The sequence below is a fragment of the Roseovarius aestuarii genome, assembly GCF_019966515.1.
Lineage (GTDB): Bacteria > Pseudomonadota > Alphaproteobacteria > Rhodobacterales > Rhodobacteraceae > Roseovarius > Roseovarius aestuarii.
The window spans coordinates 344481-358469 of sequence record NZ_JAIMIB010000001.1 but is presented as its reverse complement, the minus strand read 5'-3'; the positions used below and the strand labels follow the sequence as shown (position 1 = coordinate 358469).

The following is a 13989-nucleotide window of genomic DNA, read 5'->3' as shown; positions in this document are numbered from 1 at the left end:
ATAACAGGAACAGGAATGGAAGGAGGCTTCACATGAAAGCGGCAAGGCTATACGAATACGATCCCGCAATGAACGTCCAGCTCAAGATCGAAGACGTCTCGGAACCCACGGTCAATGCAGCGGATGAGGTGATCGTGAAAGTGGGTGCGGCGGGGCTGTGCCGGACGGATCTGCACATCATTGAAGGTGTCTGGAAGGACATAATGGACATCGAGGGTAGCCTTTTGCCCTATGTCATGGGTCATGAAAATGCCGGTTGGGTTGAGGATGTCGGCAGTAATGTCACCTCCGTCAAGCCCGGCGATGCCGTCATCTGCCACCCTCACCGCAGCTGTGGCATCTGCCTCAATTGCAGATATGGGCATGATATGTACTGTGATCACGGCTTGTTCCCGGGCCTTGGCCTTGACGGCGGATTTGCAGAGTATTTCATCACCAATGAAAGCTCGTTGATCAAACTGAACACCAATGTCACACCACTTGATGTGGCGCCGATGGCCGATGCAGGCATTACCGCCTACCGTGCAGCGAAACGCGCGGCTGCGCTTGTTTATCCCGGGGCCTATGTCACGGTTCTGGGCGTTGGCGGCCTGGGCCACATCGCCCTTCAATGCCTTAAAAACCTGTGTGGTGCGCGCGTTATCGCAGTGGATCAGGAGCCTGGCGCGCAGGCTCTGGCCAAGGAACTGGGAGCGGATATTGTCCTGGATGGCGGGCCGGACCTGATCGAGCAGGTCAAGGACGTCACCGGTGGCGGCAGCCATGTGGTCATCGACTTTGTTGGTGAATTGGGTGTCGAAAACATCTGTTGGAAGCTTCTGCGGCAGGGCGGTGAGTTGATTGTTGTCGGTTACGGCGGAACGATCGAAGTGCCGACCGTGGAACTGGTGGTCAATGAGATCAAAATCGGCGGCAGCCTGGTCGGTGACTATACCGAGCTTGTCGAGCTGATGGAACTGAATGCGGATGGCTTGGTGAAAATGCATTACACTGAGTATTCACTTGCGAACATCAACACCGCCATCGATGACTTCAAGAATCGCCGCTTTACCGGCCGCGGTGTCATCGTCCCCTAAGATGATCCGATGGCGTTGATCTGGCCGGACCTCTTCCTGCCGGCCAGATCATTTTTTTGATCTCTGAAATCTGAAACCCGGTCGCACGTTGAACAGCGAAGCTGCCCCATGATCGAACCTTCGCGTGCCAGCGACAACCGTGGCGGCCTATTTGCCGCGGTTCAGACCGTATTGCCGGATTTTACGATACAGCGTGGGGCGGGAAATCCCCAATTGTGACGCGGCTTTGGTCAGGTTGCCATGTTGCTGATCTATCGTGCGTTGGATCGCCAGTGACTCGACCCCGTTCAGATCGAGGTTCGCATTAGTCCGAGGCCGGACATCCCCCGACAGGAAAACGCTGCTTTCGGGCTGAGAAATTTCATCAGGCAGATCCGCCAGAGTAACGGTATCGCCATTGTGCAGCAGGCAAATACGCTCGATGGTATTTCGAAGTTCCCTGACATTGCCCGGCCACGAATATTCCCGAAACGCTTTGGCGACATCCAGATCGAACACCAGTGGCGCGCGGCTGAATTTTTCAGACAACGTCAAATTGAAATGATCCGTCAGGATGTCGATATCCCGGCCACGTTCACGCAGCGGCGGCACATCGATCACGATTGTTCCAATGCGGTAGAACAGGTCACGACGAAATTGACCGGCTTCGATATCCTGGCGCAGGTTCCGGTTGGTCATGGCAATCAATTGCACATTAATCGGGCGGCGCTTGTCGCAGCCGATCCGGTAAACCGCGCGCTGTTCCAGCGTGCGCAACAGATAGGTCTGCAACTCGGGCGGCATATCGCCAATTTCATCCAGACACAGAACGCCACCATTGGCCTGCTCAAATTTACCAGCTTTCCCCTCGCGCAGTGCCCCGGTGAAGGCGCCGGCAACGTGACCAAAGAGTTCTCCGCCAACCAGTTCTCCGGAAATTGCCGCGCAGTTTACAGCGACATAAGGCGGGTTTTCCTTGGCATGATGGCTGTGGATCAGCCGTGCGAACAATTCTTTGCCGACACCAGTTTCGCCCTGCACCAGAACCGTCACATTGGCCAATGCGGCCCGGCGCGCAAATTCGATCGCTTCCAGCATTTTGGGACATTCACCAAGAATGGAAATTTCATCCTCCTGAACGCCAACACGCGGTTTGATTGCAATGCCCTTGGGCTTGGTGGGGCGCACCGGCGGGGCGGATTTGTTCGGCAATATCAGGGCGGCTCCCTGAACTTCGTCGCCGGATTTCAGTATATCAATCGCCTTGGCGGTTAGGTTTGCAGGAAGAGCGGCAGCAAGTTCGCCATCAGTCATATTGGGATTGAAGTTCAGTAATTGCCTGCCAATAGGCAAACTGTTCTTGCTATGGTCCGGCGCCCTATCGGTATTCCGGCTGAACACGATCCGTCCGGACCCGTTCAAAATCACGATTGCCTCATCGGCATCGCGTGTTTTGGGCAAGTCTATGTAGGCTTCCAACAGTTTTGTGCGTTCTTCACGCTGCTGTTCGGCCAGAGCGATTTCGATTTCCCGGGCGGCGGCAACGACAAGTGCCACGTTGTGCGGTTGGAAAATGTCAGGTGGCCCTGAAAGATCAACAACCCCGATGATCGATCTGTCCAACGGATCGAATACGGGAACGCCGGCACATGTCCAGGATTGTATACCCTGGCAGAAATGTTCGCTTGCATGCACATAGGTCGGCTTGCCGGTCCGCAATGCGGTGCCAATCCCGTTTGTCCCGATGACATCTTCGTTCCAGACCCCGCCAAGCTCCAGCTGGATTTCCCGTCCGGCATCCAGCGTCTTGGGATCGCCCGTGGCGTCGATGATTGTGCCGGTATGATCTGTCAGGATAAGAATTGCACCGGATTCTGCCAAGTGCGGTGCCAATCGAAGAAAGGCAGCACGCGCGGCCAGGCAGAGCGAGCGGTTTTTGCGGCGCAATACGAAAACATCTTCCTTGTCCACTTTTTCCGGCGTGGCGACGGCTAGTGCACTAATCCCTGAATCGGTGCAGCGCGCCCAGGATTCAAGGATTTCCGAGCGAACTGCTCGCTCTATTTCCTGGTTTGCATGTCCACGCTCGACAAACTTTTCCCAGGCTTTTGTGGTTATGCGTTGAGATTGTCGAACCTCGGGAGTGGCTACATCCGTCTTCGATCGCCGCTTGGTGTCAAAGTAGGTTGTTCGCATATGTCACCTTCTGTTGGGTGGCCATGGCTTCGCCCATCGCAAGACAGCAAAACGGTGGCCCCTATTCAAAGATCAAGACGCTTCGTGATCACGTCAACAAACTTCTTTTTGATGTCGTCGTTTTCGATGATGACCCCGTTGAGGTCGCAAAGAAGTTCTTCGGTTTCTTCATCTAACGGTGAGATAAAACCGTTCTCTTTAGTGGCGAGCGCAAAGAAGTTCTGGCCATTTTTCGTTCGCATCTGCCCAAGAAATCGCATCTGCTTACTGGTAGTGTTATCCACCACGATCACCCGGCCATTCAGACTGACGCGCACGACAGGATCCGGTGCCGACGGAGCAGGGGCGCTCCCCATGATATGAATGCGCAACCCATCGGGCTTTGGACTTTCTTTGGCCTTCGCATTGGCTGCGCGGGATCGCGAAAACTGACCTCCGCTGATCTGATCGGCCAGCTTGTGAATCGTCGTTTTGTTTTCCTCAATTATCCGCTTGCACGCGACATCCTCACGCCTCGGGCCATCACTCTTCGAAAAAATATCAACCATGGTTGCCTCTCAGAAATTGACAGCTACAATTCGTTGCATCGCAGGCACTTCGGGATGAGGTGAGATTCCAAAAAGCGCTAATTCAGGCGGATTTCTAAGTCCGGTATTTTTTCACCCTGTCCGCAGGTTAACCTAACGTTAACCTATATATCATGTCTAGGAATTTCGGCTCAAACATCAATAAAATATACCTCTAGCGCCCAATAACCTTGGCAGAATTTCACCAAAAACACGCGCTCAATGCAGGGTAATTGATGATATTTTATGACAGCTTCTCCAACAGCCCGCTGACGACGAATGCAGATCACAAAATTGGCCCCAGGTGTTCTCCGGCATTCAGAACCTATCAGACGACGATCGCTGACGTCGCAAATGATGGCGGCAGCCAGGGCGTTCAATGCATGCATGGTCGGCGCCATTTGCCCAAAAAGTCTCTGAATCTATTCGAAGGGCCGCGCACTCCGACAATCTACACCCGCTCGCAGCTCAGGTCAGAAAACTCGTGGGCTGCGCGGGTAGGGGTCTGTCGCCCTTGCCCTCCAGATAGTTACGAATTGTCGGGTCGATGTGATGGCTGCGGGTGGCAAACGCACCGCAAGTCTTCAATGCGTCGCGGGCGCTGATTCGCTCATCTACCCGTTTCCAGATCGAGCGCGAGGCATATGGGCTGACATGCGGGCTCCAGGCGACGCCGATCGTCATACCGCGCAGGTACTTGACCTGTTGGCGATGTGACGGCGTCAGGATGGTCTCGACTATGCTGCCCTCGCGCACCATCTCATGCTCGACCGCATAGATACGATTGCCACGTTGCGCCACCATGCCTTCGTAGCGCGAATTCTGGTTGATGTTGCCGTCTTCTGACCGGACCCGCTCCAGCGAGCGGGTCATGACATACCCGTCTTTTTCATAAAGCCAGATCAGGCTGCGCAGGATCATTCCGTCCCAACTGGGTGTCTGGAAATGCGCGTGATAGAAACCCAGATAGCGTCGCAGCACCTTTGCCTGATCGCGAAACGCCCCAGTCATCAGGTCGGCAGGCCCGCTGGCGGTGCGTTTCTGGTTCAGGATATGGCGGCGGGTGAAGTCTCCGTGGTCGGCAAAAAGATCGGCCTCGGCAAGGTTGAAATACCGCGCAATGCGCCGCAGATTATGGGCCGAGGGCATGCCGCCGCCATTCAGGTAACGGTTGAATTGCTGGCGATTGATACCGATCTCGCGGCACACCTGCGCGATGGAGCCGTGCTCGGCGCAAATGCTGCGCAGGTTTACCGAAAAATTTTCCACTATAACTGGCGTTTCCTTCGTGATTATAAGCGGAATAGCGTCAGAATGCTTACATAAGCATACAGGTGCTAAGTTTCCAGAATCAATCCCTTGCCTGATTGTTCCCCCATATCACGGCTGTCCCCGTGAGGATTTTCGGGAGGAAAAGACATGGACGCACAGGACAAACACGCAAAATGGCTGATTGGTGAGATGGAAATGGGCCGCATGTCGCGGCGCGAATTCCTTGGTCGCAGCACGGCGATTGGGTTGGCGATGGGGGTCGGTACGGGCCTCTTTGATGCAGCCCACGCAGCAACCCCAAAAAAGGGCGGGCATATGCGGCTGGCGATGGGGCATGGCGCGACTTCGGACACGCTTGACCCGGCGACAATCGCCAATGGTTTGCAGTGGGTAGTCTCTTATGGCGTCGCCAACACGCTGACCGAACTGGATGCACAGGGCAATCTGGTCGGCGCTTTGGCAACTGAGTGGAGTTCGTCGCCTGATGCCAAGGTCTGGACCTTCAAGCTGCGTGATGGGGTGGAGTTCCACAACGGCAAGACAATGACCACCGAGGATGTGATTGCCTCGCTCAACTATCACCGTGGAGAAGAGTCAACCTCGGTCGGCAAGCCGGTGATGGATGCAGTCACCGAAATCAAGGCTGACGGCAACACGATCGTCGTGACGCTGGCTTCCGGCAATGCCGATTTCCCTTTCAACTTCAACGAGGTGACCTTCGGAATTTATCCCGCCAAGGATAATGGCATCGACTGGCAGGCGGGCGGTTCTGGCGGTTACATCCTCAAGAACGAACAACCCGGCCAACGCTATGAGTTCGAACGTAATCCGAACTACTGGAAGGATGGCGCGGCCCATGCCGACACAATTGACCTACAGTCGATTACCGATCCTGCGGCACGTCAGAACGCGCTGATCACCGGTGAAGTTGACTGTATCGACCGGGTTGAGCTGAAGACGCTGTCGCTGATGGAGCGCAACCCCAATATCGTGATCGAAGAAGGCGCAGGCCCGTTGCACTATACTTTCCCGATGCTGACGAAGGTCGCACCTTTCGACAACGTCCATCTGCGTAAGGCGCTGAAATACTCGATCAACCGTCAGGATATCGTCGACAAGATCCTGTTTGGCCACGGTGTGGTGGGCAATGACCATCCGATCGGGCCGTCTTATCGCTATCACGCGGAGGATATTGAGCAACTTAGCTATGACCCGGACAAAGCCCGGCATCACTATGAGAAATCCGGCCTCGGTGATATTGAAATTAACCTCAGCGCCTCGGACGCGGCCTATAGCGGCGCGCTGGATGCCGCTGTCCTCTTCCAGGCCTCGGCCAAGGCGGCGGGCATCAATATCAATGTCGTGCGTGAACCCAATGATGGCTACTGGTCGGATGTCTGGATGAACAAACCGTGGAGTGCCAGCTACTGGGGTGGCTATTCAACTGAGGATACCATGCTGACTACCGGATTTGCACCGGGGGCTGCATGGAACGACACCCAATGGGATCATCCGCGCTTCAATGAGTTGTTGGTGAGTGCGCGCGCTGAGCTGGATGAAGGCCTGCGCGCCGAGATGTACCGCGAAATTCAGGTCATCCTGCGCGACGAGGGTGGAAACATCGTGCCGATGTTCGCCAACGAGGTGCACGCCCGCAACGATAAGATTGCGCATGGCGATCTCAGCTGGGTCCGCGGCTTCGACGGCCGCCGGATATTGGAGCGTTGGTGGATGGTGTGATCACCTCTCCCGGATCACACAAGGCCTTCCGCGTCCTGACCGGCGCGGAAGGTTTTCCGAGGTAAAGCCGACAACAGGGTACGCAAGATGGGTCAGACGCTCTATTTCAATGGCACGATCCTGACGATGGATGATGATCATCCCGAGGTGGGCGCGGTGTTGACCGAAGGTGAGCGTATCGTGGCCGTTGGCGACGAGGCCAGGCTGCGTTCCAACATGGTGGCGGCGATAGAAGTTGATCTGCAAGGTCAAACCATGATCCCTGCCTTCATCGACCCGCACGGGCATTTTCCTGATCCCGGCTTTATCCAGCTTTTCCGCGTTGATCTGTCTGCACCGCCTCGGGGTGACTGTACGGATATGGCGACCGCTTTGGCTCGGCTCAGCGAAAAGGCGGCTGAGACGTCAAAGGGCAACTGGGTGATGGGTGTGCTCTTTGACAATACTGCCATTGCCGAGCGTCGCATGCCCACCCGCGAGGAGCTTGATAGCGTCTCCACCGATCATCCGGTCTGGGTGATACATGCCTCAGGGCACAACGGGTCGGCCAATTCCTGTGCATTGGAAAAACATGGCGTCGACCGGCACACCCCTGATCCCCCCGGCGGGCGTTTTGGCCGTGATCCCGAAACCGGCGCGCTGACCGGCCTGATTGAAGGTATTTCCGCCATGGGCGAGATGAGCGCTACGGATTTCCTGATTGACCGCAGCCGTTTTTGGCAGGGTTTTGAGGCCTGCCGCGATGAATATCTGTCATATGGGGTGACATTCGCGCAAAACGCCTGGGCCTCACGTGACATGCTGGAGCACTTTGCCAGCCTGCCGTCGGGCGATGATCCGGGTATCGACATACTGCTCTTGCCGATCGGAGAGTTGGAACCCGACCTTAGTCAAGGCCCGAACCCGCTTGGCTGGCCCGAGACGCCGTATTTTACGCTCGGTCCGCGTAAACTTTTCACCGATGGCGCATTCCAGCTTCAGACAGCCTATCTGACCTCGCCCTATCACAAGCCGTCCAACCCGGATGCGCCCTGCGGTATGTCCTATACCGACGTTGAAGAACTTAATGCGCAGGTGCGGAAACTACATGGGCTGGGGTTTCAGATCCACTGCCACTGTAACGGCGATGCGGGCACCGACATGCTGCTCGATGCAATTGAGGCGGCACAGGTAAACACCCCGCGCGACGATCACCGCCACACGGTCATCCATGGTCAGGTGCTGCGCGACGATCAACTGGCCCGCATGGCGCGGCTGGGCGTGACGGTCAGCTTCTTCTCGGCGCATATCCATTTCTGGGGTGACCGGCACTATGACACGTTTCTGGGACCAGATCGCGCGGCGCGGATTTCGCCCGCCGCCTCGGCCGAAAAGGCAGGTCTGCGCTACACGATCCACAACGATGCCTCGGTGACGCCTACGCGGCCCCTGCATCTGGCCCATTGCGCGGTGAATCGACGCACTGCCAGTGGTCGTTTGCTGGGCGGAGATGAGAGGATTTCCGCCATATCGGCCCTGCGCGCCCAGACAATCGACGCCGCCTGGCAGGTTTTTCAGGAAGATCAGCGCGGTTCGATCGCCTCCGGAAAGCTGGCTGATTTCGCCGTGCTCAGCGGCAACCCCTTGGTGGAGCCTGAGAAAATCGAGCAGCTTCAAGTCCGTCAGACCATCCGTCGCGGGGCCTGCGTTTATCGCGCCTGAAGTGGTGCTTCGTGATTTGATCAAATTCCGGATGAATCCGGTTGTGAACCCAGATAATCTTGATAAACCTCTGCCTGATCCGGCGCGCCATCCCCTTTCTTACGGCCCGGAAAACAAGAGGACTTGACCATGCTGAATACAGAAATGAGCAGCAGACGCGACACCGCGATCGCCCGGGGTGTCGGGATGATGACCCAGGTTTATGCCGAAAAGGCCCGCAATGCCGAGGTCTGGGATATCGAAGGCAACCGCTATATCGACTTCGCAGCCGGGATCGCGGTGGTGAATACCGGCCACTGTCACCCCAAGGTGATGGCGGCGGTGGAAAAGCAGCTGGGGTCGTTTACCCATACTTGCCATCAGGTGATGCCCTATGCCAATTACATCCAATTGGCCGAACGCCTGAACGAAAAAGTGCCGGGTGATTTCGAGAAAAAGACCATTTTTGTAACCACCGGTGCCGAAGCGGTTGAAAACGCGATCAAAGTCGCGCGCGCCGCAACCGGCCGCCCGGCGATCATCGCCTTCGGCGGCGGATTTCATGGCCGGACCTTCATGGGCATGAGCCTGACCGGTAAGGTCGTTCCCTACAAGAAAGGTTTCGGTGCGATGATGCCGGATGTCTACCACGTGCCGTTCCCGGTCGAGCTGCACGGTGCCAGCGCCGATGATGCGATGGGCGCATTGATGGGCCTGTTCAAAGCCGATCTGGACCCGGGCCGCGTGGCCGCGATCATCATCGAACCGGTGCAGGGCGAGGGTGGCTTCTATCCGGCGCCTGCCGAACTGATGCGCGGCATTCGCGAGCTTTGCGACGAGCACGGCATGGTGATGGTCGCAGATGAGGTGCAAACCGGATTTGCCCGCACCGGCCATATGTTCGCGATGGAAGGCTATGACGTGGCCGCCGACATCACTACGATGGCCAAGGGGCTGGCCGGTGGCCTGCCGCTTGCGGCTGTGACCGGTCGTGCCGACCTGATGGATGCCGCTGATCCCGGGGGTCTGGGCGGCACCTATGCGGGCAACCCGCTGGGTGTGGCAGCATCGCATGCGGTGTTGGATGTGATCGAAGAAGAAGACCTCTGCGCCCGCGCCAACGAATTGGGTTCGCGCCTCAAGCAGCGCCTTGAATCGATCCGCCAAAATACGCCGCAACTGGTTGATATCCGCGGTCCAGGCTTCATGGTCGCGGCGGAATTCAACACAGCGGACGGCAGCGCCCCGGATGCGGATTTCGCCAATCGCGTCCGTGCCGAGGCGCTTAGCCGCAATCTGGTCCTGTTGACCTGTGGTGTCTACGGCAATGTGGTCCGTTTCCTCGCGCCGATCACCATCGAGGATGAGGTCTTTGCCGAGGGTCTGGATATTCTCGAAGCCTCAATCGAGGCCGCCAAAGCAGCTTAGACGCTACGCGATACGAAGTAGCACAGCGCCGGGTTTTCCGGCGCTGTTTTTGTTCCCGGTAACACTCTTTAGCCAAGTCGTTGCTTGCGGCGGGGTCCGTGACCGATAAGTGCGCAGCCCAAGGTTTCGCGCAACGCCTCGGCCAGTTCGTCCACTGTCTGGGTCGAAACATAGGTGCCGCCGGTGCCGTCGCTGAGGCATTTGGCGACCGATGCGCCACCGGAATAGACGCCGGCTTCGGGGCTGTCCCAGGCGAAGGGGTCGGCAACCACGCGAAAGCCGATGACATGGATCGTAAGATCCCGGGCTGCCAAGGCCAGTTCCTTGCCAGTCTGGCAGGGGCGGCCACCACAGGTTTCATTCCCGTCGGTGACCAGCACCACGATGGCGGGGCGGGCGCGATAGTCAAGCACCTCTGCCGCAGCGCGGACCGAGGCGGTCAGGGGTGTCAACCCGTTGGGATCGACGTGTTCGATGGCAGCGATCACCGGCTCGGCAGCATCGGCAACCGGCGCAAAGTGCAGGTTGATGCCGTCACATGATCCTTCCGGCCCCGGGCCATAAACCAGAAGGCCGACCCGCCGTACCGGTGCGATTTGTGGCATCGCCCGGCGCAGAGCCGTGCGCGCCTCTTCAATCCGGGTTGGCGCATTCGCATCAAACCCCACCTCGGCCATCGAGGCGGAGCCGTCGAAGACCAGCATCGCATCCGCTGCACAGCCCGAGGCCGCCCGAACCGGCGGGGGCGGCGCGACAGATACGCAAAGCAATGCCGCGCCCACAAGGGTCAATCCCATTCTCATGCGCCAAGTCTGGCACTAGAGTGGCCTTCAGATCAATGAAAGGACCGTGCGATGCTTGTCAAAACCCTGTCAGACACACTGGATACCGCCGCCCACGTTAAAGGTGAGGCGTTCGAAAGTCGCCGTATCCTGCTTGCGGCAGATGGGTTGGGTTATTCGTTTCATGACACGGTGGTGAAGCGGGGCAGCACCCAGCGGCTGGAATATAAGAACCATATCGAGGCCAATTACTGCATCGAAGGCGAGGGTGAGGTCGAAGAGGTGGCGACAGGTCGTGTTTGGCCTCTGCGTCCCGGCACGATGTATGTGCTGGACCGGCATGACGCCCATATCATCCGCGCCACGGTGAGCGATCTGCGCCTGATCTGCATTTTCACGCCTGCGCTCAGCGGCGAGGAGCTGCACGATGCCGATGGTAGCTACGCCGCCTCGAAATAGGCGTGTCGATCCATGCGTCTGGTGCAAGGCGGCATTGCGAGCCCTGAAGCTGTTTTTGAACGCGCGCGGTACCTATCTGGGTGCGGATGGCCCAAGGCCGCAATCAGGAAAGCCGCACATGAATAAGTCGACCAAACCGATGTTTTTCATCGAGGCACTTACCACGCCTACGCATCAAATCCTGCAACAGATGAATGCGCCCGCCGCGCAGCCTGTTTCGCATAGAGCCGGAGATCTGCACGAGCAGTGCGGCGACAAAACCGATTAATGCCAGTCGGCCCGGTCTGACCCGGATCGAAATCGCGCCCGTCAGCGGACAGGGGCGCTTTTGATGAGCTGATCACCCAGAGAAATGATCAGGGCAGGGCCGGGTCGTGCTGTTTCCTGACGAATTCCGAGGGCGTCTGGCCGGTATATTTCCGAAACGCCTTGTTGAAGCTGACCTTGTTGTTGAAACCCGCGTCATAGGCCAGCCGGGTCAGGTTTACTTTGCCGTGCAGGGTCAGCTGATCCGCGGCATAGCGCGCGCGGTAGCCGTTCACATAATCGTAAAAATTCTTGTGGCGGTGCTGATTGATGACCTGTGACAGGTTCTGGGTGCTGAGGCCCATCACCTCGGCCAGTTCGGTCAGCGATAGCGCGTTGCGCAGAAAGAGCTTCTGTTCGGTCATATCCTGATCAAGCTTATCAGCCAGCTCACGACCTAGCTGCTGATCTATCGCCGAGCCGAAATACTTGATTTTGGTTTCGGTGATCTGGTGTGGGTCTGGCAGGCTGGTGCCCGCGATGATCTCGGGCTGGCGCAGGGATAGATAACCGATGGCAAAGATTGCCCCGGCCTCGGCCAGAAGAATGACGTTGTAGAAAAACGGCATGCTGGCGCTGAAGAACGTGGCAGGGATGTTCAGCGACATGTCTCCCATCAAAACCACAGAGAAAACGATGACAACGGTTTTCAGCCAGTTGAGGTTGATGGCATCGATCGTCGAAAAGCTGTCTTTCACCGCATTACGGTAAGTTCGCAGCAGTTGCAGCGACAGTAGGGCATAGGTCGCTGTCTGCGGGTAGATAAAGATCACAACCGCGTTGTACGCCAAGGTGCCAGTGGCTGCGCCGGGCCCGGTATCGGCCAGAAGGTGGATCGGTATCTGTGTAACAGCAGCCAGCAGTGCCGGAAGCGAGTGCAGCAAAACCAGCTTTGCGTTTGCTGGCTTTTGTTTGGTCATCTGGCCGACATAGAGATAGAGGAAGGGCGCCCACAGAAGCGGCGTCACCCAGAGATAATAGTCGATGATCAGCGCCGCCCGGCCTGCGTCGGAACGATACACAAAAACATTCCACATCGTGATCGTCAAAAGGCCAACCAACACAGCCAGCAGGATATTCGCGCGACGGTTGGAATACCCGTTGAACAGAAGCAGCAGCACAAGTGCGACACCGTGCAGGGCCGCCCCCAAAAAAACGGTTTCGACATTGATCATAGTGGTCTCGCAGGTCCTTGTGGCGTGGCAATTCAATTCCTTTGAATTGCCTACCAGTTCTTCCAGCGAAATTGTTAACTTCTATCCAGATTAATGATTTTCTCGGCGAAACTGTCTCTGCCTTGATCTGTCATGACGGCGCAGGCCGGATCATGAGATGAAAAAAACAAGGAGACTTAACGCATGAAAATCCTATCCGCGAAAGCCATCGTGACCGCCGCCACCATTGGCATGATACCTCAAATGTCAGTTGCCGGCGACATGGCGACCGGGGCTGAGATCAAGGCCTACCTCAGTGGGAACACGTTGCAGGGCAGTACAGGCACCGACCCCTTTGCGGAATACTACGATGCGGATGGCACCATACGCGGGGATGGCTATAGCGCGAAGTGGAAGGTCGAAGGCGATACAGGCTGTATGGATTATGGCAATGGTTTTGGTTGCTGGACGGCGATAATTCACGAGGAAGGTGCGATCTGGATCAAAGAGGGCGAGGCCGATGCAGCCAGCATGTTACTTCAGGGCAATCCCAATAATTACTGAGTTTCGATAAGCGCTGGCGTGGGGCAAATGCAGTTTGCTGCGTTGCTCCCCGCTGATCACAGAGAACGATGGTGCCGTTTTGACGCAGCATTCAATCACGGGCCTTGATCGCCGGTGCCAACGGGTCTATACGCGCTCGGTGGCCGAAAGGGCTGCCGACTCAACAACCAAGAAATGCCGTGGTTGACCCATAACGCTTCGGGGGTCACATCCGGCTTAGGAGAAGCGAAATGAAACTGAATGAACTGCGTGACAATCCAGGCGCAACCAAGAAACGCAAGCGCGTTGGCCGTGGCCCGGGTTCGGGCATGGGTAAAACCGCTGGTCGTGGTATCAAAGGTCAGAAATCCCGTTCGGGTGTTGCAATCGCCGGGTATGAAGGCGGGCAGATGCCCCTCTACCAACGGCTGCCGAAACGTGGTTTTTCGAAGCCCAACCGCAAGCAATATGCCGTTGTGAACCTGGGCCTGATCCAGAAATTCGTAGACGCCAAGAAACTGGACGCCAAAAAAGCCATCACCGAGGATGTCCTGGTTGAAACCGGCATCGTTCGCCGCAAGCTTGACGGTGTGCGCATTCTGGCCAAAGGCGAAATCAGCGCCAAAGTGACACTTGAAGTGACCGGTGCATCTAAATCTGCCGTGGAAGCGGTGGAAAAAGCCGGTGGGTCACTGACGATCACTTCCGCGCAGGCGGCCGAATAAGAGGTTGTGACAGGCGCGCCTGCGCCTTACATACACCCTTAGTTTTCCTATTAACGCCGCCCGAGCTGGAAAACAGCTTGTGG

At 57.0% G+C, this 13989-nt stretch carries 14 protein-coding genes; 8 read left to right on the top strand and 6 right to left on the bottom strand.

Annotation, left to right across the window (positions count from 1 at the left end):
- The first annotated feature begins 32 nt into the window (after positions 1-32).
- On the top strand, positions 33-1076 hold the full coding sequence (locus LC334_RS01725; RefSeq protein WP_085798493.1) for an NAD(P)-dependent alcohol dehydrogenase: 1044 nt from the start codon (positions 33-35) through the stop codon (positions 1074-1076).
- Between the two features lie 147 nt (positions 1077-1223).
- On the opposite strand, the gene LC334_RS01720 is transcribed toward LC334_RS01725, so the two are convergent.
- The 4 genes from LC334_RS01720 to LC334_RS01705 form a co-directional block, all read right to left on the bottom strand.
- The gene (locus tag LC334_RS01720) at positions 1224-3251 is read right to left on the bottom strand and encodes a sigma-54-dependent Fis family transcriptional regulator (RefSeq protein WP_085798492.1); all 2028 of its coding nucleotides are present in this window, start codon (positions 3249-3251) and stop codon (positions 1224-1226) included.
- A 65-nt stretch (positions 3252-3316) separates the two neighbouring features.
- The gene (locus LC334_RS01715; RefSeq protein WP_085798491.1) at positions 3317-3799 is read right to left on the bottom strand and encodes a hypothetical protein; all 483 of its coding nucleotides are present in this window, start codon (positions 3797-3799) and stop codon (positions 3317-3319) included.
- A gap of 170 nt (positions 3800-3969) precedes the next feature.
- Positions 3970-4218: a hypothetical protein gene (locus LC334_RS01710; protein WP_085798490.1), complete on the bottom strand. Its 249-nt coding sequence runs from the start codon at positions 4216-4218 to the stop codon at positions 3970-3972.
- A 67-nt stretch (positions 4219-4285) separates the two neighbouring features.
- Positions 4286-5086 carry a helix-turn-helix domain-containing protein gene (locus tag LC334_RS01705; RefSeq protein WP_223412843.1) on the bottom strand — a complete coding sequence of 267 codons (801 nt, stop codon included), beginning with the start codon at positions 5084-5086 and terminating at the stop codon, positions 4286-4288.
- A gap of 150 nt (positions 5087-5236) precedes the next feature.
- Between LC334_RS01705 and LC334_RS01700 the strand changes: the two genes are divergently transcribed.
- The 3 genes from LC334_RS01700 to LC334_RS01690 all read left to right on the top strand — a co-directional run bounded on the left by LC334_RS01700 (position 5237) and on the right by LC334_RS01690 (position 9937).
- Complete coding sequence (locus tag LC334_RS01700; RefSeq protein WP_085798488.1) at positions 5237-6829, top strand: ABC transporter substrate-binding protein; 1593 nt, start codon at positions 5237-5239, stop codon at positions 6827-6829.
- Between the two features lie 87 nt (positions 6830-6916).
- Positions 6917-8530: an amidohydrolase gene (locus LC334_RS01695; RefSeq protein WP_085798487.1), complete on the top strand. Its 1614-nt coding sequence runs from the start codon at positions 6917-6919 to the stop codon at positions 8528-8530.
- 129 nt (positions 8531-8659) lie between these two features.
- Positions 8660-9937, top strand: a complete 1278-nt coding sequence (locus tag LC334_RS01690) for a 4-aminobutyrate--2-oxoglutarate transaminase (RefSeq protein WP_085798486.1) — start codon at positions 8660-8662, stop codon at positions 9935-9937.
- A 68-nt stretch (positions 9938-10005) separates the two neighbouring features.
- Here LC334_RS01690 and LC334_RS01685 read toward each other — a convergent pair whose 3' ends face one another.
- Positions 10006-10734, bottom strand: coding sequence for a vWA domain-containing protein (locus tag LC334_RS01685; RefSeq protein WP_223412842.1), 729 nt, complete (start codon positions 10732-10734; stop codon positions 10006-10008).
- A 57-nt stretch (positions 10735-10791) separates the two neighbouring features.
- Here LC334_RS01685 and LC334_RS01680 point away from each other — a divergent pair, with 57 nt between their 5' ends.
- Positions 10792-11178, top strand: a complete 387-nt coding sequence (locus LC334_RS01680) for an ectoine synthase (protein ID WP_085798485.1) — start codon at positions 10792-10794, stop codon at positions 11176-11178.
- 118 nt (positions 11179-11296) lie between these two features.
- On the top strand, positions 11297-11446 hold the full coding sequence (locus LC334_RS01675) for a hypothetical protein (RefSeq protein ID WP_176237593.1): 150 nt from the start codon (positions 11297-11299) through the stop codon (positions 11444-11446).
- 88 nt (positions 11447-11534) lie between these two features.
- Here the strand turns inward: LC334_RS01675 and LC334_RS01670 are convergent, their stop codons facing one another.
- Complete coding sequence (locus LC334_RS01670) at positions 11535-12659, bottom strand: helix-turn-helix domain-containing protein (RefSeq protein WP_085798483.1); 1125 nt, start codon at positions 12657-12659, stop codon at positions 11535-11537.
- Positions 12660-12842: 183 nt separating this feature from the next.
- Here LC334_RS01670 and LC334_RS01665 point away from each other — a divergent pair, with 183 nt between their 5' ends.
- Both LC334_RS01665 and rplO read left to right on the top strand, forming a co-directional pair.
- Positions 12843-13202, top strand: a complete 360-nt coding sequence (locus LC334_RS01665) for a hypothetical protein (protein ID WP_085798482.1) — start codon at positions 12843-12845, stop codon at positions 13200-13202.
- A gap of 230 nt (positions 13203-13432) precedes the next feature.
- Positions 13433-13906, top strand: a complete 474-nt coding sequence (gene rplO / locus LC334_RS01660) for a 50S ribosomal protein L15 (protein WP_085798481.1) — start codon at positions 13433-13435, stop codon at positions 13904-13906.
- Positions 13907-13989 lie beyond the last annotated feature (83 nt).